20 protein-coding genes and 1 pseudogene are annotated in these 23991 nt (G+C 63.1%); 14 read left to right on the top strand and 7 right to left on the bottom strand.

All coding sequences use genetic code 11. From position 1 onward, the window contains the following. Window positions 1–14: 14 nt before the first annotated feature. From mmsB to V1278_RS25345, 5 genes are all read left to right on the top strand, one after another. Window positions 15–902, top strand: coding sequence for a 3-hydroxyisobutyrate dehydrogenase (gene mmsB, locus V1278_RS25365; protein ID WP_334382551.1), 888 nt, complete (start codon window positions 15–17; stop codon window positions 900–902). Between the two features lie 10 nt (window positions 903–912). After that, window positions 913–2643: an AMP-binding protein gene (locus V1278_RS25360; RefSeq protein ID WP_334382550.1), complete on the top strand. Its 1731-nt coding sequence runs from the start codon at window positions 913–915 to the stop codon at window positions 2641–2643. A gap of 3 nt (window positions 2644–2646) precedes the next feature. After that, window positions 2647–3126, top strand: a complete 480-nt coding sequence (locus V1278_RS25355) for a MaoC family dehydratase (protein WP_028346616.1) — start codon at window positions 2647–2649, stop codon at window positions 3124–3126. A 172-nt stretch (window positions 3127–3298) separates the two neighbouring features. After that, window positions 3299–4216 (top strand): SDR family NAD(P)-dependent oxidoreductase, encoded by a 918-nt coding sequence (locus V1278_RS25350; protein WP_334382549.1) that lies wholly within the window; start codon window positions 3299–3301, stop codon window positions 4214–4216. A 146-nt stretch (window positions 4217–4362) separates the two neighbouring features. After that, on the top strand, window positions 4363–5598 hold the full coding sequence (locus V1278_RS25345) for a TIGR03862 family flavoprotein (protein WP_334384255.1): 1236 nt from the start codon (window positions 4363–4365) through the stop codon (window positions 5596–5598). Window positions 5599–5707: 109 nt separating this feature from the next. Here the strand turns inward: V1278_RS25345 and V1278_RS25340 are convergent, their stop codons facing one another. From V1278_RS25340 to V1278_RS25330, 3 genes are all read right to left on the bottom strand, one after another. After that, entirely contained in the window at window positions 5708–6790 is a 1083-nt protein-coding gene (locus V1278_RS25340) for a D-TA family PLP-dependent enzyme (protein WP_334382548.1), read from the bottom strand. A 130-nt stretch (window positions 6791–6920) separates the two neighbouring features. Next, window positions 6921–8735, bottom strand: a complete 1815-nt coding sequence (locus V1278_RS25335; protein ID WP_334382547.1) for an ABC-F family ATP-binding cassette domain-containing protein — start codon at window positions 8733–8735, stop codon at window positions 6921–6923. Between the two features lie 3 nt (window positions 8736–8738). Beyond that, window positions 8739–9233: a YaiI/YqxD family protein gene (locus tag V1278_RS25330; RefSeq protein WP_334382546.1), complete on the bottom strand. Its 495-nt coding sequence runs from the start codon at window positions 9231–9233 to the stop codon at window positions 8739–8741. Window positions 9234–9383: 150 nt separating this feature from the next. Here V1278_RS25330 and V1278_RS25325 point away from each other — a divergent pair, with 150 nt between their 5' ends. Continuing rightward, window positions 9384–10178, top strand: coding sequence for a hypothetical protein (locus tag V1278_RS25325; RefSeq protein WP_334382545.1), 795 nt, complete (start codon window positions 9384–9386; stop codon window positions 10176–10178). A gap of 157 nt (window positions 10179–10335) precedes the next feature. Here V1278_RS25325 and V1278_RS25320 read toward each other — a convergent pair whose 3' ends face one another. Then, a complete protein-coding gene (locus V1278_RS25320) occupies window positions 10336–12711 on the bottom strand; it encodes a xanthine dehydrogenase family protein molybdopterin-binding subunit (RefSeq protein WP_334382544.1) in 2376 nt (791 codons plus the stop codon). 220 nt (window positions 12712–12931) lie between these two features. Between V1278_RS25320 and V1278_RS25315 the strand changes: the two genes are divergently transcribed. Next, window positions 12932–13975: a Ppx/GppA phosphatase family protein gene (locus tag V1278_RS25315; protein WP_334382543.1), complete on the top strand. Its 1044-nt coding sequence runs from the start codon at window positions 12932–12934 to the stop codon at window positions 13973–13975. Between the two features lie 88 nt (window positions 13976–14063). Here the strand turns inward: V1278_RS25315 and V1278_RS25310 are convergent, their stop codons facing one another. Continuing rightward, window positions 14064–14693 carry a phasin family protein gene (locus V1278_RS25310; RefSeq protein WP_334368341.1) on the bottom strand — a complete coding sequence of 210 codons (630 nt, stop codon included), beginning with the start codon at window positions 14691–14693 and terminating at the stop codon, window positions 14064–14066. 525 nt (window positions 14694–15218) lie between these two features. On the opposite strand from V1278_RS25310, the gene V1278_RS25305 reads away from it, so the two are divergent. Together V1278_RS25305 and V1278_RS25300 are read left to right on the top strand one after the other, a co-directional pair. Beyond that, window positions 15219–15902, top strand: a complete 684-nt coding sequence (locus V1278_RS25305) for an RlmE family RNA methyltransferase (RefSeq protein ID WP_057846319.1) — start codon at window positions 15219–15221, stop codon at window positions 15900–15902. Between the two features lie 219 nt (window positions 15903–16121). Next, window positions 16122–16940 carry a Crp/Fnr family transcriptional regulator gene (locus V1278_RS25300; RefSeq protein ID WP_334384254.1) on the top strand — a complete coding sequence of 273 codons (819 nt, stop codon included), beginning with the start codon at window positions 16122–16124 and terminating at the stop codon, window positions 16938–16940. Window positions 16941–17049: 109 nt separating this feature from the next. Here V1278_RS25300 and V1278_RS25295 read toward each other — a convergent pair whose 3' ends face one another. Further along, complete coding sequence (locus V1278_RS25295) at window positions 17050–18528, bottom strand: DHA2 family efflux MFS transporter permease subunit (protein WP_334368342.1); 1479 nt, start codon at window positions 18526–18528, stop codon at window positions 17050–17052. Window positions 18529–18665: 137 nt separating this feature from the next. Between V1278_RS25295 and V1278_RS25290 the strand changes: the two genes are divergently transcribed. From V1278_RS25290 to V1278_RS25275, 4 genes and pseudogenes are all read left to right on the top strand, one after another. Next, on the top strand, window positions 18666–18914 hold the full coding sequence (locus tag V1278_RS25290; RefSeq protein WP_028346604.1) for a hypothetical protein: 249 nt from the start codon (window positions 18666–18668) through the stop codon (window positions 18912–18914). A 223-nt stretch (window positions 18915–19137) separates the two neighbouring features. After that, a pseudogene (guaB, locus tag V1278_RS25285) lies at window positions 19138–20629 on the top strand (IMP dehydrogenase). 241 nt (window positions 20630–20870) lie between these two features. Then, window positions 20871–21893, top strand: coding sequence for an NADP-dependent oxidoreductase (locus V1278_RS25280; RefSeq protein WP_334368344.1), 1023 nt, complete (start codon window positions 20871–20873; stop codon window positions 21891–21893). A gap of 116 nt (window positions 21894–22009) precedes the next feature. Then, window positions 22010–22276, top strand: a complete 267-nt coding sequence (locus V1278_RS25275) for a hypothetical protein (RefSeq protein WP_334368345.1) — start codon at window positions 22010–22012, stop codon at window positions 22274–22276. Window positions 22277–22279: 3 nt separating this feature from the next. On the opposite strand, the gene V1278_RS25270 is transcribed toward V1278_RS25275, so the two are convergent. Then, the gene (locus V1278_RS25270) at window positions 22280–23113 is read right to left on the bottom strand and encodes a metallophosphoesterase family protein (protein WP_334382542.1); all 834 of its coding nucleotides are present in this window, start codon (window positions 23111–23113) and stop codon (window positions 22280–22282) included. A gap of 267 nt (window positions 23114–23380) precedes the next feature. On the opposite strand from V1278_RS25270, the gene V1278_RS25265 reads away from it, so the two are divergent. Then, the gene (locus tag V1278_RS25265; RefSeq protein WP_334382541.1) at window positions 23381–23944 is read left to right on the top strand and encodes a DUF5625 family protein; all 564 of its coding nucleotides are present in this window, start codon (window positions 23381–23383) and stop codon (window positions 23942–23944) included. Window positions 23945–23991 lie beyond the last annotated feature (47 nt).

Here is a 23991-nt window from a genome sequence, read left to right as displayed (position 1 = left end):
GCGGAGGATTCGAGATGGCAAATATCGCATTCATTGGCCTCGGCAATATGGGCGGCCCGATGGCGGCCAATCTGGTCAAGGCCGGCCACAAGGTGACCGCGTTCGATCTGGTCGAAGCCTCGCGCGATCAGGCCAAGGCCGACGGCGCTGTCATCGCCGAGAGTTCGGTCGCCTCCGTCAAGGGCGTCGATGTCGTTATCTCCATGCTGCCGGCGGGCAAGCATGTGCTGTCGGTCTGGAACGAAGTGGTCCCTGTCATGACCAAGGGCACGCTGATCATCGATTGCTCGACCATCGACGTCGAAAGCGCCAAGCAGGCGCACGCGCTGGCGGCAAAGCACGGCATGCTCTCGGTCGATGCGCCGGTATCCGGCGGCACCGGCGGCGCCAAGGGCGCGACGCTGACCTTCATGTGTGGCGGCGAGGAAAAGGCGTTTGCGGCGGCAAGGCCCGTGCTGGAGAACATGGGCAAGAAGATCGTCCACTGCGGCGGCGCCGGCGCGGGGCAGGCCGCCAAGATCTGCAACAACATGATCCTAGGGATTTCCATGATCGGCGTCGGCGAAGCCTTTGCGCTCGCCGAAAAGCTGGGCCTGTCGCATCAGGCGCTGTTCGATGTCGCCTCGACCTCATCGGGGCAATGCTGGGCGCTGACGTCCTATTGCCCGGTGCCTGGTCCGGTGCCGACTTCGCCCGCTAACAACGATTATAAGCCGGGATTCGCGTCGGCCCTGATGGTGAAGGATCTGACACTGGCGCAGGATGCGGCCAAGGCTGCGGGGGCGGCGACGCCGCTCGGCAAGCACGCGCAGGAGATCTACAAGGCTTTTGACGCCGCCGGCCATGGCGGGGTGGATTTTTCCGGAATTATCCAGCACGTTCGGAGTCTCGCTGCGAAATAACGGAGAGCTAATGACGACCTTCCAGGAAGCGCGCGCGTTTCTACTCAAGCACCGCACCGACTACGATACGGCCGTGAAGGGATTTCGCTGGCCGGATCCCGTTCCATTCAATTGGGCGCTCGACTGGTTCGACGCGGAGCTCGCGCGCAATCCTGACAGCCGGGATCGCCCGGCGCTCTGGATCGTCGATCCCGGCGACAAGGAGACAAAGCTCACGTTCGCGACGCTGTCGCGCCGCTCCAATCAGGTCGCAAACTTCCTGCGGGCGCAGGGGCTGAAACGCGGCGATCACTTGTTGTTGCTGCTCGGCAATGTCGTGCCGCTGTGGGAGACCATGCTGGCGGCGATGAAGCTCGGTGTCGTCGTTATCCCCGCCACCACGCTGCTGACCCCGGACGAACTGCGCGATCGGCTCGAGCGGGGCAGGGCGCGGGCGGTGGTTGCCTCGCAAGATCAGGTCGCGAAATTTGCGGGCCTCGGCGGCGACGGACTGGTGCGCGTCGTGGTAGGCGCGACATCGAAGCACGATGACTGGCTGCCCTTTGAACAGGCTGACAGTGCCTCGGACGACTTTGCACCTGACGGCCCGACCAATGCCGACGATCCGATGCTGCTTTATTTCACCTCGGGCACCACGGCAAAGCCCAAGCTGGTGCGGCATAGCCAGCGTAGCTATCCCGTCGGCCACCTCTCGACGATGTTCTGGCTCGGCCTGCAGCCCGGCGATGTCCATCTCAACATTTCTTCGCCGGGCTGGGCCAAGCATGCCTGGAGTTGCTTCTTCGCGCCGTGGAATGCCGGCGCCACCGTGTTCGTGGTCAACCAGCCGCGCTTCGACGCCAAAGCCCTGCTCACCACGATCGGCCGCTGCGGCGTCACCACACTGTGTGCGCCGCCGACGGTGTGGCGGCTGTTCATTCAGGAGAAGCTCGCGGATTTCAAGGTAAGCCTGCGCGAGGTCTGCGGCGCCGGCGAGCCGCTCAATCCCGAAGTGATCGACCAGGTGAAGGCGGCGTGGGGCCTCACCATCCGCGACGGCTATGGCCAGACCGAGACTGCGGCGCTCGCCGGCAACTCGCCGGGCCAGAAGGTGAAGGTCGGCTCGATGGGCCGTCCGTTGCCGGGCTACCGGGTGCGGATCACCGACAATGACGGCCAGGTCACCAAAGAGGGTGAGGTGACGCTGGTGCTCGGCGCCGACCGTCCCGCAGGCCTGATGCAGGGCTATCAGGGCGAGGACGGCAAATTGAGCGGGGCGGACGGCGATCTCTACCGCTCAGGCGACGTGGTGTTTGCCGACGACGAGGGCTATCTCACCTTTGTCGGCCGCTCCGACGACGTCTTCAAATCTTCCGACTACCGCATCAGTCCATTCGAGCTGGAGAGCGTGCTGCTGGAGCATGAATGGGTAGCTGAAGCTGCGGTTGTCCCAAGTCCCGATCCGATACGGCTCGCCATCCCGAAGGCCTATGTGCTGCTGGTATCGGGTGTAGAGCGCTCGCCTGGGACTGCGCTGTCGATCTTCAAGCATCTGCACACCCGGCTCGCGCCGTTCAAGCGTATTCGCAAGATCGAACTGGTAAAGGAACTGCCGAAAACGATTTCCGGAAAAATCCGCCGGGTGCAGTTGCGCCGGCTCGAGCATGATAATGTCCGAGACGATGCGTTGCGCGGCGCCGAGTTCCGCGAAGAAGAATTCCCGGAGCTGCAGAAAGTGCGGACCGCCGGGTTGGAGAGCTAATCAATGAATGAAGTCTGGAAGAAGCCGCCGGTCTCGTTTGAGGCCTATCAGGCCATGGTCGGCAAGGAGATCGGCGTGTCGTCGTGGCACTTGATCGACCAGAGCCGGATCAACCTCTATGCCGACGTGATCGAGGACCATCAGTTCATTCATGTCGACCCGGAACGGGCAAAGAAGGAAACCGCGTTCGGCAATACCATCGCGCATGGCTTTCTCACCATGTCCTTGATGAGCATCATGTCGTACGAGGTGATGCCGGTCATCGAAGGCACGGCAATGGGCGTGAACTACGGTTTCGACAAGCTGCGCTTCCTTTCGCCGGTCCGCGCCGGCTCGCGGGTCCGCGGCCGCTTCACGCTTGTTGAAGCCAAGCTGCGCAAGCCGAAGGAATTGCAGTCGCGCACTAACGTTACCGTCGAGATCGAGGGCGAGGACAAGCCGGCGTTGGTCGCCGATTGGATCGGGCTGATCTATTTCAACTAGGTTTTGCCCGTCATGGCCGGGCAAAACCGCGAAGCGCGTCTTCAAACCAGTTGACCCGGCAATCCATCGCTGATCAAAAACCCTTCAATTTGATGGATGCCCGGGTCACCCCCGATCAAGTCGGGGGCAGGCCCCCGGGCATGACGGGCAGGAACAATCGGGATCAATACTCATGGCAATCAGGTTTGACGGACGCGTCGCAATCGTCACGGGCGCGGGCAATGGTCTGGGACGGGCGCATGCGCTGGGGCTGGCGAGCCGCGGCGCCAAGGTGGTGGTCAACGACTTCGGCGGCGCGCGGGACGGTACCGGCGGCTCGCTGACGCCGGCCGAATCCGTGGTCGAGGAAATCCGCAAAGCCGGCGGCACGGCGATGGCCGACGGCGCCGATGTCTCGAAGTTCGGACAAGTCACCGCGATGGTCGAGCGGGCTACCAAGGAGTGGGGCAGTGTCGATCTGCTCTGCGCCAACGCCGGCATTCTCCGCGACAAGTCGTTTGGAAAAATGGACGTCGCCGACTTTGCCAAGGTGCTCGACGTCCACCTCGTCGGCACGTTTTACTGCTGTAAGGCGGTGTGGGATGGCATGCGCGAGCGCAACTACGGCCGGATCGTGCTGACCACCTCGTCGTCGGGCCTGTTCGGCAATTTCGGTCAGGCCAATTACGGCGCGGCGAAAGCCGGCATGGTCGGCCTGATGAACGTGCTGGCCGAGGAGGGCCGCAAGAACAACATTCGCGTCAACACGATCTCGCCGACCGCGGCCACCCGAATGACGGAAGAACTGCTGCCGCCGCAGGCGCTGGCGCTGATGAAACCCGAAGCGATCACGCCCGCGGTGGAATATCTGCTCAGTGAGGATGCGCCGACCCGCACCATCATGGGCGCGGGCGCGGGTTCGTTTGCGGTGATCAAGATCGTCGAGACCGAAGGCGTCAACCTAGCCCAGTCCGACTGGACGCCTGACGCCATCGCGGCGCATTTCGCCGAGATCGACGATGTGTCGAAGGCGAAGGCGCTGCAGGGCGCATTCGAGCAGACGCAGAAGTACGTCGCCCAGGCCGCGGCGAGGACAGGGATTAAGCTGTAGCTCACCGTCCCTCCGCCGTCATGGCCAGGCTTGACCCGGCCATCCACGTCTTTGTTGCCGTATCAAGGTCAAGACGTGGATGCCCGGGACAGGCCCCGGGCATGACGATTGTTATTGTGGCAGCCAATCTGGCCTACACTCTCGCTATGTCTTCGCACTCCAAAAGCGCCGCCGTCATCGGCGCCGGCCCCACCGGGCTAATGGCCGCCGAAGTGCTGGCGCAAGGCGGCGCCAGCATCACCGTCTATGACGCGATGCCGTCGGCGGGGCGCAAATTCCTGATGGCGGGGCGCGGAGGGCTCAACCTTACGCACAGCGAGCCGTTGCCGCAGTTCCTTGCCCGCTACCGCGAGGCGATGCCGCACCTGAAAATCGCCATCGAAGCGTTTCCGCCGCAGGCGTTGTGCGACTGGAGCGAGGCATTGGGGCAGGAAACATTTATCGGCTCCAGCGGCCGGGTCTTTCCAAAGGCCTTCAAGGCGTCGCCCTTGCTGCGCGCATGGTTGCGGCGGCTGGACTCGATGGGCGCAAGACTGGCGCTGCGTCACCGCTGGACCGGCTGGGATGAGCAGGGCCGCCTGCGCTTCGAAACGCCTGGTGGACCGCTCGCCGTCGAGTCTTGCGCAACCGTGCTGGCGCTCGGGGGCGCGAGCTGGCCGCGGCTTGGTTCCGATGGCACATGGACGGAAACGCTCGCTGCAGAGGGCGTGAAGATGTCGCCGCTGCGGCCGGCCAATTCCGGCTTCACCGTTGCCTGGTCGGAAATTTTCCGCGACCGCTTTGAAGGTCAACCGCTCAAGGGTGTGGCGCTGACCTTTGGAGCGCACACTCAGCGTGGCGAGGCTATCGTCACCCGCACCGGCATCGAGGGCGGCGCGATCTATGCGCTTTCGGCTGAGCTGCGCGAGGCCATTATGATTTCAGGGCAGGCGACCCTGCACATCGCGCTTCGGCCTGATCTTGAGCAAACAGAGCTGATCGCGCGGCTGTCGGAACCAAGGGGCAAGCAATCCCTGTCCAACTTCCTGCGCAAGGCCGTGGGTTTGTCGCCGGTTGCGATCGGCTTGCTGCAGGAAGCCGCCAAGGCATCCGGCGCTTCGCTGGCGTCGATGTCTCCGGCCGATCTAGCTCACCTCATCAATGCCGTCCCGATCGAACTCAACGGCATCGCGCCAATCGCGCGCGCGATCTCGACGGCGGGCGGAATAGTGTTCGACGAACTCGATGCTGATTTCATGATCCGCCGTTTGCCCGGCGTGTTCGTGGCCGGCGAAATGCTCGATTGGGAAGCCCCGACCGGCGGCTATCTCTTGCAGGCGTCGTTCGCGACGGGGGTGGCGGCAGGGAGAGGGGCGTTGACGTGGCTGGAGCGCAAAATCTAACCCCGTCATTGCGAGCGAAGCGAAGCAATCCATCTCGCCGCAAGCGGAGGAATGGATTGCTTCGTCGCTTTGCTCCTCGCAATGACGGCTGTGGCGTCGACGGCACTCCCTACCGCAACTTCCCCCGTGCCGCGACCGGCAGCGTGCCGATGATCTCGTCGCCGCGCACCATCACCACTTCGTCCATCATGTTGACGACGACGCAGACATGGTTAGGCACGATCCGGACGACGTCGCCGACATTCGGCCGCGTGTTGCTGCGGGCCAGGTCAAGGAAGCCGTGCTCTTCGGCAAAGCGCGCGATCTTCGCTTCGGGGTGCTCCAGGATCAGTCCGTAGCCGTCGAGACCGCCGCCGGGATCCGATGTCAGCGTCTTCGAGCCGGCGTCCAGAATGCCGCGGTCCGGTCCGGCGCGGCTCACGACTGTGGAATAGATGTTCAGCGCGCAATCGTCCCATTCGGCGACGCCAGCCGCGACCTGCATGCGGTCGTTGTAGATATAGGTGCCGGGCCGATGCTCGGTCGCGCCCTTCAGCTTGCCGAGATTTTTCAGATTGGGCGAGCCGCCGGTCGAAACCATCGTCGCATCGAGCCCATGCGCGCGGACGCCCGCCAGGGCCTCATCGAAAAACTTTTGTGCTTCCACCCAGCCGGTCTCGGTCGGGTACAGCATGAAGCCCGCAAATTGCAGGCCCTTCGAGCCCGCAATCTCGCGCGCCAGCGCAATAGCTTCCGCCGGCGTTTCGACGCCGGCGCGCTTGCGCCCCGTATCGCACTCGACCACGACTGACAGCGGTCGGCCCGAAGCTGCGGCGGCCTGCGGCAGGCCGGCGATCACGGTCGAATTGTCGGCAGCGACCGTCATGTTGGCCTTGGCCTGCAGCGCCGCGAGCCGGGCCATCTTCTCCTCGCCGATCAGATTGTAGCTGATCAGGATGTCGTCGATGCCTGCATCCGCCATCACTTCGGCCTCGCCGAGCTTCTGGCAGGTGATGCCCTTGGCGCCGGCCGAGACCTGCATCTGCGCGAGCAGCGGGCTCTTGTGAGTCTTGATATGCGGCCGGTTGGCGACGCCGGCGGTATCGCAGGCGACCTGGATGCGGGCGATATTGCGCTCGACGCGGTCCATGTCGATGACCGCACAGGGCGTGCCGTATTCGCGGGCGATTTTTGCGGCGAGGGGCGTTGTCATGCGGTCGATTCCAATTCGTTGTTGCCGTCATTGCGAGCGAAGCGAAGCAATCCATTTCTCCGCACACGAGGAAAGATGGATTGCTTCGTCGCTTCGCTCCTCGCAATGACGGAAGGATACCATGCGGCTTCTACGCTTGCTCAATTTCTTCCCGCAAAACTTCCAGCTCCAGCCACCGGTCTTCGGCGGCGGCCAGCTCTTCCTGCGCTTTTGCAATCGCCGATGACGCCGCGTCGAATTTCCTGCGATCCTTGGCGTAGAGGTCGGGATCGTCAAGCAGCTTCTGCTGCTTTGCGATCTCGGCCTGCAATTTCGCGATCGTCTTCGGCAGCGTTTCCAGCGCGTGCTTTTCGTTGAAGTTCAGCCGGCGTTTGGGGGCGGCGGAAGGGGCGGTAGCTCTGGTCTCCTTCTTTTCCTCAATCGGCGCCGGTCCATTGACAGATTCCCGCGACAAATCCTCGCCGCGCTGCGCCAGCATGTCGGTGTAGCCGCCGGCATACTCGATCCAGCGGCCATTGCCTTCCGGCACGATCACCGACGTCACCACGCGATCGAGGAAGTCGCGGTCGTGGCTGATCAGGATCACCGTGCCCTCGTAATCGCCAAGCATCTCCTCGAGCACGTCGAGCGTTTCGAGATCGAGGTCGTTGGTCGGCTCGTCCAGTACCAAGAGGTTCGACGGCTTTGCCAGCGCTCGCGCCAACATCAGCCGGCCGCGCTCGCCGCCGGAAAGCACCTCCAGCGGCGTGCGCATTTGTTCTTGCGCGAAGAGAAAGTCCTTCATGTAGCTGACCACGTGTTTCGGCTTGCCGCCGACCATGACATGGTCGCCGCGGCCGCCGGTCAGCGCTTCCGCCAGCGTCGATTTCGGATCGAGGCTTTCGCGGTGCTGGTCCAGCGTCGCCATTTCGAGATTGGCGCCGAGTCGGATCGTGCCGCTATCTGGGGGATCGTTGCCGATCAAAAGATGAACGAGCGTGGTCTTGCCGGCGCCATTCGGGCCGACGATGCCGATGCGGTCACCGCGCTGGATTCGGGTCGAAAAACTCTCCACGATCTTGCGCTCGCCGTAGGCCTTGGCGATGTTCTTCGCCTCGATGACCAGCCTGCCGGATTTTTCAGCTTCGGCGGCCGCGAGGTTGGCATTGCCGGCAGTACCGCGATAATTGCGCCGCTGGTCGCGCAGCGCATGCAGATTGCCGAGCCGCTTGACGTTGCGCTTGCGGCGGCCGGAGACGCCATAGCGCAGCCAGTGTTCCTCGTTGACGATCTTGCGGTCGAGCTTGTGCTGCTCGCGCTCTTCTTCCGCCAGCACCTCGTCGCGCCAGGCTTCGAATGCGGAGAAGCCGCGGTCGATCTGCCGGATCTGGCCGCGGTCGAGCCAGGCGGTCGAGCGCGACAGGTTGGAAAGGAACCGGCGATCGTGACTGATGAGGACAAGCGCGCAGCGGCGGCTTTCCAGTTCGCGTTCGAGCCATTCGATGGTGGGAAGGTCGAGATGGTTGGTCGGCTCGTCCAGCAGCAGGATATCGGGCGAGGGCGCCAGCACCCGCGCCAGGGCGGCGCGGCGGGCTTCGCCGCCCGAGATATGCGCGGGGTCCTCGTCACCGGAAAGCCCGAGCTGTTCGACCAGATAGCGCGCCTGATAGTGATCGTCGCCGGGGCCGAGGCCGGCCTCGACATAGGCGAGTGTCGTCTTGTGGTCGCCGAAATCAGGCTCCTGCGGCAGATAGCGGATGGTGGCGCCGGGCTGCACGAAGCGGCTGCCGCCGTCGGGCTCGACCAGTCCGGCGGCGATTTTCAGCAGCGTCGATTTGCCGGAGCCGTTGCGCCCGATCAGGCAGACGCGCTCGCCCGACGACACCGACAATTCCACGCCCGACAACAGCGGCGTGCCGCCAAACGTCAGCCTTATATCTTTCAACTGGATCAGCGGCGGCGCCATCGTTCAACCCTGGTTCGGCGCAGGCTGCTGCGCCTGCTGGCGCTGGATGCGGCGGATGGTCTGGTCGAGCGCCGACAGAAACGTCGAGCGGTCGCGCGGTGCAAAGGACCTTGGACCGCCGGTCACTTCGCCGGATGAGCGCAGGTCGGTCATCAGATTGCGCACCGCAAGCGTCATCCCGATCGATGCTTCCGTGAACGGCTTGCCGTTCGGCGCGATCACTTCGGCACCGGCCTTCACGCAACGGCTGGCGAGCGGGATATCCGATGTGATGACGATATCGCCGCGGCCGGCGCGCTCCGCGATCCAGTCGTCGGCGGCGTCCATGCCGGAACCGGCGGCAATACGTTCGATCAGCGGGTCCTGCGGCACGCGGATGAAATTTCCCGCAACGACGCTGACCGGCAGGCCGTGGCGGATCGCGACGCGATAGATCTCGTCCTTCACCGGGCAGGCGTCGGCATCGACATAGATGCGGGTTTGGTTCACGTCAGGCATATCGGTTCGACAGCGGTTCTTTTGCCCGCGCGTGGTAACCTATTCGATGCCGGAATGCGAGGAAAACGGGGCCGGGAACACGCTTGCGTCAGCACATTCTTTGCGTACCATAACCGGCGGAAAAACAACCAAAAACAACAGGAAACCGGCATGCCCATCGAGCCGTATCGCGTCCAGGCCTACAACACCGCCAAACAATCCGAAAACAAGATGCATGATGACACCGTGGCGAAGCGGTTCGGATTTTCGGGTGGGCTGGTCCCCGGCGTCGACGTGATGGCCTACATGATGCACCAACCGGTGACGAAATGGGGCCGCGCATTTCTGGAACGCGGATTGATCGAGGCGCGTTTCGTCAAGCCGGTTTATGACGGCGAACTCACGGAGCTGACGGCGGAAGAAAGCGACGGCGTGCTGTCGATCGACGTGCAGAGCCGCGGCGCGCTTTGTGCCACCGGCACGGCGTCGTTGCCGGTCTCCGCGCCGGCTGTTTCGATCGCAGACTACAGGGAAGTCGCGGCGGTCGCGGAGCGCAAGCCGGTCAACGCGTCTTCCTATGAAGTCGGCAAATGGCTCGGCACCACTCCGCGCGACTGGGCAGGCGAAGCGGCCGCGGGATATCTCGCCGACATCAGGGAAACCGATACGATCTACGCCAGGGAGGGCCTGGGTCATCCCGGCCTGCTGCAGCGGGTGATGAATCGCGTGCTGGTCGACAATGCCATCCTGGGGCCGTGGATTCATGTCGGCAGCCGCATGCAACTGCTGTCAGCGGCGAAGGCCGGCGACGTCATCACGGCGCGTGCGAAGGTGGTCGGCAATTACGACAAGAAGGGCCATCGCTTCGTCGAGCTCGACGCGCTGGTCGTCGGCAACGGCAACACGCCGCTGGCGCATTGCCACCACATCGCGATCTACCAGCCGCGCGAGCAGGCGGCGGCGTAGGGGTAAGGCGGCGGCCGCGATCTCACCTGTCATTCCCCGCGCAGGCGGGGAATCCAGTACTCCGCGGCTTCTCGACTCTACAACGGGTGTCTCTGGAATACTGGATCGTCCGCCTACGCGGGCGATGACAGTTGTAGATGTGATGGGCAGTGCGGCCCTACGCCGCCTGCTCCGCCTTCGCATCCTGAATCGCCCGCCACACCCGTTCCGGCGTCAGCGGCATGTCGATATGCGTGATGCCGTAATCCGACAGCGCGTCGACCACCGCGTTGACGACGCAGACGAGGCTGCCGGCGCAGCCGGCTTCGCCGCAGCCCTTGGTGCCCAGCGGATTGGATTTTGCCGGCGAGGGGTGGTCGCCGATCTCCATCGGCGGAATGTCCTCGGCCCGCGGCAGCGCGTAATCCATGAACGAGCCGGTGATCGGCTGGCCGCTTGCATCGTAGCTGACCTGCTCCATCAGCGCCTGCCCGATGCCCTGCGCGACGCCGCCATGCAACTGGCCGGCGACGATCATCGGATTGACCACGGTGCCGAAATCGTTGACCGCAAAATAGCGCACGATTTGCACGACGCCGGTCTCGGGATCGATTTCCACCTCCGCGACATGGCAACCGTTGGGGAAGGTGGACGGCGTATCCTTGGTGGCATGGTCGACGTCGAGCGACAGCGGCACGCCTTCGGGCATCTTGCCCTCGCGCAGGCGCTTCGCCAAATCCATGATGCCGATCGAGCGGTCGGTGCCGGCGATGGTGAAGCGGCCATTGGCGAATTCGATGTCGCCTTCGGATGCCTCCATCAGATGCGCGGCCGCCTGCTTGCCTTTTGCGATCACGAGCGCGGAGGCTTCCACGATCGCCTGGCCGGTCGCCGTAATCGAGCGCGAGCCGCCGGTGCCGTTGCCGAAGCGGACGAGATCGCTGTCGTTCTGCTCGATGGTGATCTTCTCGAAGGGAACGCCGAGTTGCGCCGACAGCACCTGAGCGAACGGCGTGGCATGGCCCTGGCCGTAATCGAGCGTGCCGGTGGTCAGCTTCACCGACCCGTCAGGCTCAAAGGTGATCTTGCCAAGTTCGCCGCTCGGCGGCGCGGTGACTTCCAGATACGACCCAACGGCGATGCCGCGCAGCTTGCCGCTCTTCCGGCTCTCCTTCTTGCGCTTGGTAAAATTGGCGTGGTCGGAAATCTCCAGTGCCTTGTTGAAGACGCCGGCGAAGTCGCCGCTGTCATAGGTGACGCCCGAAGCTGCTGCGAACGGCAGTTGCGTCGGTTTGATGAAGTTGCGCTTGCGCAGCGTCAGCCGGTTGATGCCCATCTCGTCGGCGGCGCGGTCGATCAGCCGCTCCATGTAGTAGTTCGCCTCGGGCCGGCCGGCGCCGCGATAGGCGCCCATCAAGGTGGTGTTGGTCAACACCGTCTTGATGTCGACGCCGAGCAGCGGGGTGCGGTAGACGCTGGCGAGGTTCTTGCCGGTGTTGAGCGACAGCGGCCCCGGCGCGACGCCCGTGATATAGGCGCCGAGATTGCCGTAACCGGAAAGCCGCACCGCGAGAAACTTGCCGTCGGCATCGAGCGCCAGTTCGGCGTGAATGAGCTGCCCGCGGCCGTGGCTGTCGGAGAGGAAGCTGGTCGAGCGTTCGTCGGTCCATTTTACTGGACGGCCCAGCGCCTTCGCCGCATGCAGGATGCAGGTATATTCGGGATAGCTGACGTTCTTCATGCCGAAGGAGCCGCCGACATTGGCGGTCAGGATACGAACCTTGTCGTTCGGCACGTTGAGGATTTTTGCCAGCGTCACCTTGTTGCCGGAGACGCCTTGCGTCGGCACCTGCAGCGTGAAGCGCTCGGCGGCCTTGTCGTAGGCGGCCAGCGCCACGCGCGGCTCCATCGACACCACGGCAACGCGGGTGTTGACGATGTCCAGCCTGGTCACATGGGCGGCGGCAGCGAACGCGGCGTCGATCTTGGCAGCATCGCCATAGTGATAATCGAGCGCGACGTTGTTCGGGATGTGATCGTAAAGCTGCGGCGCGCCGGGCTTTGCGGCTTCCGCCGCATCGGTCACGGCTGGCAGCGGCTCGATGTCGAGCTCTATAGCCTCCGCCGCATCGCGCGCCTGTGCCAGCGTTTCCGCGACCACGAAGGCCACGGGGTCGCCGACGAAGCGAACCTTGTCGGTCGGCAGCGCCGGGCGGTTGGTCTGCAACAGCGGCGAACCGTCGCGGCTCTTCAACGGCAGGCCGCAGGTGAAGGGGCCGTAGCCGGCGGTCTCGAGATCCTTGCCGGTCCAGACGCCGAGCACGCCCGGCATCGCCTTGGCGGCGGCCGTGCCGATCCCCCTGATGATTCCGTGGGCATGGCTGGAGCGCACTATCCAGCAATGGGCCTGGCCGGGCAGGGTGAAATCGTCGGTGTATTTGCCCCTGCCGCGCACCAGCGTGTCGTCTTCCTTGCGGCGCACCGGCTGCCCCACACCGTATTTTTGCAGTGCGATAGCGTTGTCTAGGGAGGAGGCCGACGTGTGATCTTGCATCGAAAACACCTGAAATGCTTGGGATTCTCTTGGATTTCTTGCTGGATTCTTGGTTCCGCGGGTTCCCGCTCAGATAACGTACCGTGTAATCCCGGACAACGCCTGATTGGGCATAGTCCTATGTGATGGGTTGTTGCGTAGCCCCTTGGCGCTGCTAAAGTTTCCGTGAACGGTGATTTTCTTCGGCGGCCCGGACGCGGCCTGCGGAAAGACAGTTTTGATGAACCACGATACGCGGCTGCGCGAAGCCCTTGAGGCCTGCGCCAGCCCGGCAGGGGCGGTTGCGGCGGCCACGGCAAACGGTGTCTATGCCGCACTCGACCTTGGCACCAACAATTGCCGCCTTTTGATCGCCCACCCGGCCGGCGACGGTTTTCGCGTGGTGGATTCGTTTTCACGGATCATCCGGCTTGGCGAGGGCATTTCCGCCACCGGTTCCATCAGCGAGGCGGCGATCGAGCGCGCCATCGCGGCGCTCAGCATCTGCAGCGACAAGATCCGCTACCGCAAGGCCAAGCGCCTGCGGCTGATCGCAACCGAAGCCTGCCGAGCCGCCGCCAATGCCGACAGCTTTCGTGCCCGCGTCGCGAGCGAGACTGGCATCCGCCTCGAGGTGATCGATCGCGAGACCGAAGCAACCCTGGCTGTGATCGGCTGCTCGCCGCTGCTCGACGCCAAAGGGCGGGGTGCGATCCTGTTCGACATTGGCGGCGGGTCGACCGAGCTGGTGCGGATCGAGCGCGATCCGGAAGAGCAGAACGCGGTGCCGCGCATCAAGGCGTGGATGTCGGTCCCGCTCGGCGTCGTCACGCTGGCCGAGCATTTCGGCGGACGTGACGTCACGGCGGAATCCTATGCAAGGATGGTGCGCGAAGTCGCGCACTATGTGGCGCCGTTTGCGGCCGAGCACGGCAACGATCTGCGCGACATGCATATGCTGGGCACGTCGGGCACCGTGACGACGCTTGCCGGCATCCATCTCAACCTGCCGCGCTACGACCGCCGGCGCATCGATGGCATCTGGATGAACGGTCCCGACGTTACGGCGGTGATCCAGCGGTTGCTCGGTATGAGTTATCAGGAACGGGCCAACAATAATTGCATCAGCGTCGAGCGCGCCGATCTGGTGCTGGCCGGCTGCGCCATTCTCGACGCGATCCGCGACGCCTTCCCATTGCCTCGGCTCAGGGTGGCCGACCGGGGCCTGCGCGAGGGCATGCTGGTGGAGATGATGCGCGAGGACGGCGCGCTGCGGCCGTGCTGATGTGTGGGGTCCCGGGCTATGCCCACAAGAGGGAAGAGCGGCTGAAAGCCGGCCGCTCTTCCCTCAAGGCCGAGCAATAGGGCCCGCACTAGGCGGCGCGCCGCACCTCTTCCATATTCTGCTTAATCTGCTTTCCGGCATCGTCGGCCAATTTGAGCGACATATCGGCTATCCGCCGGCTGCTCTCCAGAACAGATCCCACGGTCTCACGTACCAGGTCCGTCTGAACGGCTGCAACCTCCTGAGGAGTTCGGCAGGCCCACAATTCATTCATGCGGTCCATGTTCGTCTCGACTTGATGCCGAACCAACTGCAGGTATTCCTGCGAAATGCCGCCCATCACTTTGGCAGCAGTCGTGCCGGTAGATAGGATGGTTTGCGCGTTGCGGGCCGATCGTTCGGCTGCCTGTTGCACTCCGTCTCCCGACAGACCGAGCGATCGACCAAGTTGCTCCGTGGACCGCCCCATCAGGGTCGTCGCCATATCCAGGCCGAAGCGCCAAGTGTTCTGTAACGTCTCGGCGTTTTGCTGGAATAGGGTAGCGCCTGCCCGGACCACTTCCTCTCCGGCTTCAGCCGCAGCATGTCCGATCCGCGTCGTCTGCTCGGCTGCAGCTTGTCCAAAGCGGCTGGTCTGTTCGGCAGTCTTCTCGCCGGCGCGGCGGGCGGCGTCTTCCATGCCTTGGGTAGACTTTTCCTCTTGGCGTGGGTTGGCCATCTTAGTTCTCCGCTGATTGCAGGTTGATGACTCCCCCAGCTCCGACCCGAGCAACGCAATCGCTGTGCGACCGTTCCAAGCCTTCCGATCTTTTCCTCACACCTCGCTTGGTTCGCAACGACTGCTTAGGAACGTCGGCAAACATGTCGCGGTTATGCCGCAGACTGGCTCTTCACCCGCCGCAATTCGGATCGCTAGGCACGGCACAAGGCTCAGCGAATGTCCACTGTCCCGAAGCTATCTTAGGGTGTCGTCCTTGTTCTGGTGATTGGGAATATAGTGTCTCGGTCACGGCCGAACGGAGGTACCCACCGATCGGCAGTTTCATCGACCGCGATGGCGTGCGGCTGCATTACCTCGAACGGGATGACCCGGCAGCTCGGTGCGTCGCGCTGTTCCATGGCAACGGGGCCGGCGCTAGGATGGTGGGTCCGGCCCATCATGCTCGCTTCAATGCGTATCCACTTCCGTGCTACTGATTCCAGGCTCCGGGTCCGGACTGGCATTTTCAAGACAAGTATCGATATGGCGAAAGACACCACCGGACGGCTGCACGTCACGGTCAAAAGCGCGGGCAAGCGCAAGCTGTCGTCAAAGCTCTGGCTGGAGCGGCAGCTCAACGATCCCTACGTGGCAAAGGCCAAGCGGGAGGGCTATCGCTCGCGGGCGGCCTATAAGCTGATCGAAATCGACGACAAATATCGGTTTCTCAAGCCCGGCAATGCCGTGGTCGATCTCGGCGCGGCCCCCGGCGGCTGGAGCCAGATCGCGGCCAAGCGTGTCGGCGCGATCAATGGCAAGGGCAAAGTGGTGGCGATCGATCTGCTGGAAATGCCGGAAATTCCCGGCGTCGATTTCGCGCAGCTCGACTTTCTGGCCGAGGACGCACCCGAAAAGCTGATCGCAATGATGGGCGGGCGCGCCGATGTGGTGATGTCCGACATGGCGGCCAACACCACCGGCCACCGCAAGACCGATCAGCTCCGCATCATCGGCCTCGTCGAGACGGCCGCGGCCTTTGCCGCCGAGGTGCTCAATCCCGGCGGGACGTTCCTGGCAAAGGTCTTCCAAAGCGGCGCCGATGCTGAACTCGTGGGCCAATTGAAGCGCGACTTTTCCAGCGTCCGTCACGTCAAGCCGGCCTCGAGCCGGCAGGACTCCTCGGAGCGCTACGTGCTGGCGATGGGCTTTCGAGGGCACCGCAACTAGCGCAACCTGCGCGGCGCGGGGACTGGACGGCGTCTCCGACGGTTGCAGCCCTGGGCCGGATCACGCGTCGAATCCCTGGAACTTTCTCCCGTAGCGGCGTATTTCAATACTCAGTATTTCAGTACTCAGGCGCGGTCTGTTTGTCGCATGCAGCCCCAACGCCACCGGGAATTTTCTGCAAGTGACCCGCGCCTCCGTCTGGGAAGGAGTATTCCCGTGATGGAGCAGAGGGCCAGAGTTGGTAATCGATTGTTAGCTGCGTTGCCGCCGGCAGACCTCGATTTGCTTGTGCGTCATTTCCGACTGGTTACCCTCGAACGTGACGCCGTGCTGGTGCGGTCGGGCGATCCAATAGAACGGATTCATTTCCCGCTTAGCGGCCTGATCGCTTTTGTGATGGATATGCCGAGCGGACAAACCGTTGCGACCGCCGTCGTGGGCAATGAAGGAGCCGTGGGCGTCCTGACGACGCTGGGGCCTTCCCGCTCTCCGATGACGGCGGTGGTGCGGGTGGCGGGGACCGCGCTGCAGATTTCGTCGGCACAGTTTCAGGCGGCGCTTGAACGCAGCAGCGCCTTGAGGGGAACGGTTCAAATCCACACCAGGGCGCTAATGGTCCAATTCCAACACGTCGCAGCTTGCAATGCGCTGCACTCGGTGACGGCCCGCCTGGCAAGATGGTTGCTGCAACTCCACGATCGTGCCGACGGCGACATCCTGCCGCTGACGCAACAGACGCTTTCGGAACTGCTCGGTGTGCGCCGCCCGACGGTGACGCATGTCGTATGCAAGCTGCGCGACTCGGGTGGAATCCGATCCAATCGGCGCAGCTCGATTGAGATTGACAGGAAGCGGCTCGAAGCGGCGACATGCGAGTGCTACCAGCTCATGCGCCGTAGAATCGATCGCATCTTCCTGACGGAAGACATGAAAGCGCCGCCGCTTGGCGCCGAAGCTTCCCTGTCTGTCAACGCGGACGAAGTGCGGCAGCGCACTCCGACGCGGGGAGTGACTGGCCATCGGCCAAGGGGTCATTGAGAGGTCGTTGACCGGATTGCCGGGACTCAGCGGCTCGACGGGCGCAGGATGTTCGGCGCGGCACGGAGACGGGAAAATCCGGCATTTGGGTGTGAAAATGCGCCGCGAGTTACCCCAGTCGCTGATCCCGAGCGTCCTCGGTGCCTTCGCTGGCGGCCTTCCTGGTCGCTGCCTTTTCCGCACCCTTGCGGCTGGAGATCTCGACGACCTTGCGCCCTGAAATCTCGTGGCCGGCGTCGTCAGGCATCTGCCAGAAGAAGTAGGCCGACGCCGCCGAGATGATCGCAACCACGAGGAACGCGGGCGGGAATACGCCGGCATTCAGCTCTGTGACATGCTGGTACAGCATGGTCGATTCGACCGAGAACGCGCCCACGGCGACGCCTGCCGATATCGCCAATTGCTGGTTGACGCTGACGAGCGTGGTGGCTCGGCTCATCTGCGCCGGCTCGACCTCGGCATAGGCGACGGTGTTGATCGCAGTGAACTGCAGCGAGCGGAAGAAGCCGCCGACCACCAGGATGATGAAGATCAGCAACAGCGGCGTCGTCACCGTGAACAATGCGCAGGCCGCGAGAAAGACTGCGCTGATGACGGCGTTGACCGTCATCATGTAGCGGAAGCCGAAGGCGCGAATGATGCGCGCCGCCAGCGTCTTCATCCCCATGGCGCCGACGGCCGAGGCAAACGTCACCAGGCCGGACTGGAACGGCGTCAGCCCAAAACCCTCCTGCATCAACAGCGGCAGCAGGAACGGCAGCGCGCCGATGCCGAGCCGGAACAGGAAGCCGCCGATAATGCTGGCGCGCATGGTGGACAGTCGCAGCAGCGAGAAATCGAGCACCGGCGAGCCGGTTCGTTTCGCGTGCATGACATAGAGAGTCATCGAGATGGTGCCGATCGCGACCAGGCCGGCGATAATCGGCCAGGGCAACAAATTGAGACCTGCGACCGAGAGACCGAAGGCGATGCCGGCTAGCCCAATCCCGGCCAGCACCAGCCCATAGAGATCGAAGCGCTCGGGATCCTCGCTCTTGATCGGGTCGATGTACTTCATCGCCATGAAGATGCCGAGCAGCCCGATCGGGATGTTGATCAGAAAGATCCAGTGCCAGGAGAAGTAGGTGGTGATGAAGCCGCCAAGCGGCGGGCCGATCACCGGCCCGATCAGCGCCGGCACCGTTACCCACGTCATCGCGTTGACCAGCGCGCTCTTGTCGATCGAGCGCAACAGCACCAGCCGCCCGACCGGCGTCATCATCGCCCCGCCCATGCCCTGCAGGATGCGGGCGATCACGAAATGGGTAATGTTCTGCGACAGCGCGCACCCGATCGACCCGATCATGAACACCCCGATGGCGATCGAGAACACCATGCGCGCACCGAAGCGATCCGCGGTCCAGCCGCTGGCCGGAATGAACACGGCGAGCGAGAGCAAATAGGACGTGATCGCCAGCTTCAGCGTCAGCGGGCTGGTACCGATGTCAGCCGCGATCGCCGGCAGCGAGGTCGCAATCACCGTCGAGTCCATGTTCTCCATGAACAGCGCGGTGGCGACGATCAGCGGGATCAGGCGTTGCTTATCCATCGGGATCGGGGACTGGAGAGAGAGGCAGGCGAGGGCGCTGTATCATCCCGCCGTCACACAAGCCATTGCGAAACCGGGCAAACCACCTAAATCCTGCGTGACGCTGGTATGCACCGCGCCAGCCGCTGGAGGTCATGATGATCTACGTTCTCGCCGCGCTGTTGCCGCCGCTCGGGCTGCTCCTGAACGGGCAGCCGTTTTCGGCGATCTTCAACCTGGTCCTGATCGTGTTTTGCCTGGTTTTCGGGCTGATCTTCCACGTCCTGCTCTTGGTGCCGTCGGCGCATGCGCTGATCGCGGTTCACATGAAGCGGGAGGATCGCCGGCACCGCGAGGTGGTGGAGGCGATCCGCCAGCACGGGCCGCCGCCGGGCTATCGGCCGTAAGGCCTTCCCGTAAACTCTTCCCGCTAAACCCTTGGGATTGCGGCGTTTCCCGAAAAGTCTGTGCATAGCCGTCAAACGCTTTGATTCGGCGTGCTGCCATGCTATCGACCACCGTCAACCCCACCGATGGGCTTCGATTCGACGGCGATGCCGGTAGCATCGCCGAAGGCGGCGTTCATCCATAGAACTGATCGCGGCGGCGAGCCGCCGAAAGGAGTTGGCAATGGCGCAGGGACTTCAGGGTATCCGTGAAGCCTTCACGTTCGACGATGTGCTTCTGAAGCCCGGTCTCTCGGATATCTTGCCCTCGGAGGCTGATATCCGCTCCTACGTGACCCGCGCGATTCCGCTGAACATTCCGATTATCGCGTCGGCGATGGACACGGTCACCGAAGCGCGCATGGCGATCGCGATGGCGCAATCCGGCGGCGTCGGCGTCATCCACCGCAACTTCGATCCGGAGGGGCAGGCCGCGCAGGTGCGGCAGGTCAAGAAGTATGAATCCGGAATGGTGGTCAATCCGCTGACCATCGGTCCCGATGCGATGCTGTCGGACGCGCTGGCGCTGATGAAGGACCACGGCTTTTCCGGCATTCCCGTCGTCACCGGCGCCGGCAAGAATTCGCCCGGCAAGCTGATCGGCATTCTCACCAACCGCGACGTCCGCTTTGCGACCAATCCCAAACAAAAAGTCTCGGAGCTGATGACGCACGAGAACCTCGTCACGGTTCGCGAGGACGTTAGCCAGGACGAAGCGAAGCGGATGCTGCACACCCACCGCATCGAGAAATTGCTCGTTGTCGACGACCAGTACCGCTGCGTCGGGCTGATCACCGTCAAGGACATGGAAAAGGCGGTTGCGCATCCGCTCGCCTGCAAGGACGAGCATGGCCGCCTGCGTGTGGCTGCCGCGACCACGGTCGGCGAGGGTGGCTTTGAGCGCACCGAACGGCTGATCGATGCCGGCGTCGACCTGATCGTGGTCGATACCGCACACGGCCATTCTTCGCGGGTGCTCGACGCGGTCAATCGCATCAAGCGGCTTTCCAACGCGGTGCAGGTGATTGCCGGCAACATCGCAACGAAAGAGGGCGCGCAGGCGCTGATCGACGCGGGCGCTGACGCGATCAAGGTCGGCATCGGCCCGGGCTCGATCTGCACGACGCGCATCGTCGCCGGCGTCGGCGTGCCGCAGCTCACCGCGATCATGGATGCGGTGGAAGCGGCGAAGAAGGCCAACGTTTCAGTGATTGCCGATGGCGGCATCAAATATTCCGGCGATCTGGCCAAAGCGCTCGCCGCCGGCGCCGACATCGCCATGGTCGGCTCGCTGCTCGCCGGCACCGACGAGACGCCCGGCGAAGTGTTTTCTGTGGCAGGGCCGCTCCTACAAGGCCTATCGCGGCATGGGTTCGGTCGGCGCGATGGCGCGCGGCTCGGCCGACCGCTATTTCCAGCAGGACATCAAGGACACGCTGAAACTGGTGCCCGAGGGCATCGAGGGCCAGGTACCCTACAAGGGCCCGGTCGCCAATGTCATGCACCAGCTCGCCGGCGGCCTGCGCGCCGCGATGGGCTATGTCGGCGCACGCAACCTCGCCGAATTCCACGCCAAGGCCCAGTTCGTCCGCATCACCGGCGCGGGCCTGCGCGAAAGCCACGTCCACGACGTGACGATCACGCGGGAGAGCCCGAATTATCCGGGCGGGGCGTAGTTCTCCTCCGTCATTCCGGGATGGTCCGAAGGACCAGACCCGGAGTCTCGAGATTCTCAGGTGCGCAATTGCGCACCATAGTTCGCTTCGCGCCCCGGAATGACGGCGTTTGGAACGGGAGCGCCACTCTCCACCGTCATTGCGAGCGCAGCGAAGCAATCCATTTCACAGCTTGCGGAGCTGTGGATTGCTTCGCTACGCTCGCAATGACGAACAACAATAACATTTGGAGGAAACCGTCATGTCCCAAGCCAAACGCATCGTTCTCGCCTCGCGCCCCGTCGGCGAACCAAAGCCCTCCGACTTCCGCCTTGAGGATTGCCCCATCCCCACGCCGGGCGCTGGCGAGGTGCTCCTTCGCACCATCTGGCTGTCGCTCGATCCCTACATGCGCGGGCGCATGAGTGACGGGCCGTCCTATGCCCAGCCGGTGCCGATCGGCGGCGTGATGGAAGCAGGCACCGTCAGCGAAGTGATCGCCTCGAACAATCCCGACTTCGCCAAGGGCGACATCGTGCTCTCGCGCGCCGGCTGGCAGACGCATGCGGTCTCCGACGGCAAGGGTCTTGCAAAAATCGATCCGAAAATCGCGCCGATCTCGACCGCGGTCGGCGTGCTCGGCATGCCCGGCATGACGGCGTATACGGGCCTGCTCGACATCGGCAAGCCGCAGGCAGGCGAAACCGTCGTCGTCGCGGCCGCTTCCGGCGCGGTTGGCTCGGCGGTCGGCCAGATCGCGAAGATCAAGGGCGCCCGCGCGGTCGGCATTGCCGGCGGAAAGGACAAATGCGCTTACGTCAAGAATGAACTCGGCTTCGACGATTGCCTCGATCACCGCGACCCTGATCTCGCGGCCAAGCTGAAGGATACTTGCCCCAAAGGCATCGACGTCTATTTCGAAAATGTCGGCGGCGCGGTGTTCGAAGCGGTGTTCCCGCTGCTCAATGCGTTTGCGCGCATTCCGGTCTGCGGCCTGATCGCACATTACAACGACACGCAGGCGGTGGCGCCGAAATGGGCGCCGTCCCTGATGCGCGCGGTATTGACCAAGCGCCTGACCATCCGCGGTTTCATCGTCAGCGATTTCGCTGCGCGCCACGGCGACTTCCTGCGCGACATGTCGGGGTGGGTGCGCGAGGGCAAAGTCAAGCACAAGGAGTTCGTCACCGAAGGGCTCGAGAGCGCGCCGACTGCGTTCATGGGCCTTCTGAAGGGCGCCAATTTCGGTAAGCAGTTGGTGCGCGTCGGGCCGGACAAGATTTGAAGCCGGCGCGCCTGAGTTCTGGGAACCCTCAGGAACAAGCTCACGCCTACTTGAGGCGGGCGGCGGAACGTCCCTTCGCAACTGTCGTTGGCCCTGACATCTGATGGAGAAGCCAAATGACGAACTTCAAGAAACTATCGCTCGGCCTGGTTGCCGCCACGATGCTGGCCACTCCTGCGATGGCTCAAGTGGTCTATCAGGAGCCCGGCGTGACAGGCTATAGCTATCCGAACTCAGCCTACGTCACAGGAGGCTATGGCGTCAGGACCACCACGCCCCCGGGCTACTACTACGGTAACCGGTTTCACCCGGCCCCACGCGTGGGCGCATTTGCGTCACAGCCCTGGACCGATGGCTCCTACTACATTGAGCGGGAGTACTGAGGTCTAAGGGTTCCTGCCGATCAGTGAATCCAGATCAACATCGGTTTGCTCCGGCGCCTTGATGTGCCGAACTTCAAGGGCGTCGGGCTGGAAGCGATACTCTACCAGCCCGACTTCCTTGATGCCGATGACCGGCTGAATTCGTTCGGGAAGGATGAAGCCTGTCGACGGCGCCCAGACGTGGCGCGTGTGACGATAGGTGAAGTCGCGACGCTGATGGACGTGCCCTGAGGCGACCAGCCGCAGATCGACCTTCGAAAACATTTCGATCAAGCTTCTGCGCCGCGGTTGCGGCACATAGCGGATAGCCGTGTCGAGAGTCTCGGGGTCATCAGGTGCGTTCAAAAACAGCGGCTTGTGCAGGAACAGCGCGATCGGCTTGCCGTTCACACGCCCGAGTTCTGAAGCCAGCCAGCCGAACTGCTCCGCCTCGCTCTCGATCCCGGTATTCATGATCAGCGAGTTCAATCCGATGAAGCACCAGCCGGCCGCATCGAAGCGCCAGCGGTCTTCGCCGATCACGGAAAGATAGTTCTGCCGTTCGTTTTCTGTCGCCAGATCCTTCGGCGCAGGGGCGACTTCCGTCGGGTTGTCGCCGACGTCGTGATTGCCCGGCAAATGCCGGCACGGCACCGGCAGCGAGTCATGCAGCTCCTTCGCGAAGTTGAGATCGTCCGGGCTGGTCGGCGCGTCGAAGGCGAGATCGCCGGTGTTGACGACGAGGTCCGGCCGGGTCGCATCGATGTGCTCGCTGACGCGGTGAAAATTGTCGGTGAGTTTTTGCAGACGGCGGGCGAGGTGGGTATCGGAAATTTGCGTCAGGCGAAATTCGGACATGCAGTAATCCTTTTGGACGGATTATCGCCGCGTCTGGAGTCAGAACGATGACGAGAGCGCAAAGAGTGGCCGCGTCTCGCTAACAAGACATTCATATAAAATTGTCAGAAAATACATAGGTCATCGAAAATGCCATTGCAACCTCCAGGAGTGCGAGTGCAAGACAGGCGCTCATTTCTTTGTTGAGCGGACAAAAAGTGACGGCCGCACGATAACCTAGAGCAATCCTTCAAATCTTTGCCTGACCTCCAAGATCGCAGAACTAACATGAAGCGCCGCTCGCGAACGCAGATGCTCGCTGCAGTGACGGTCACTTTGATCGTCTTGCTCGTCCTGACAATTTATGTCCGTTCGCTATACGGTGTTTCGCCTTATGCTCAGTTCTTGAAGCTCATCTATAGCGACGTTCCGGTGCAGGTTGTCCCCGTGGAGTTGGTTGAGGGGACACCGTTCACGTTTCGCACCCGTATCATCCAGCGGAATATCTACTATCTGAGCTTGCTGGTCTATTTTGACAATGCTGAGCAACGGGTTCGAGTTGATGATCTCATCGGAGGGCCAGTCGGGCAGCCAGGTAATGTGGCGCGGCCACCTGGCAAGCTGCAGACTGTCATTCGGATTGTCGTTCGCGACCTGGAAAATAGAGCCATTTACGATCGAACTGTCCGGCCTGAAGGGCGCAATATCACGGGGGCCACCTACCTCGGCCGACGGCTTGACACGATCGAGTTAAGTGAAGGCATTTACGAGGTCAGCGTCACACCCTTAAGCGACATGTCTCGGCTTGCCCCGTTCCGAACCGCACTGGAGATCTACTACCTCTTCAAATGATTGCCATTCATTGGAGGATGATAAGCTGCGAAGTTGCAGTGGCGTCA

The organism is Bradyrhizobium sp. AZCC 1577 (assembly GCF_036924575.1).
Taxonomy (GTDB): Bacteria; Pseudomonadota; Alphaproteobacteria; order Rhizobiales; family Xanthobacteraceae; genus Bradyrhizobium.
The sequence above is the reverse complement of the archived record's forward strand: the minus strand, read 5'-3'. Positions and strand labels throughout refer to the sequence as shown.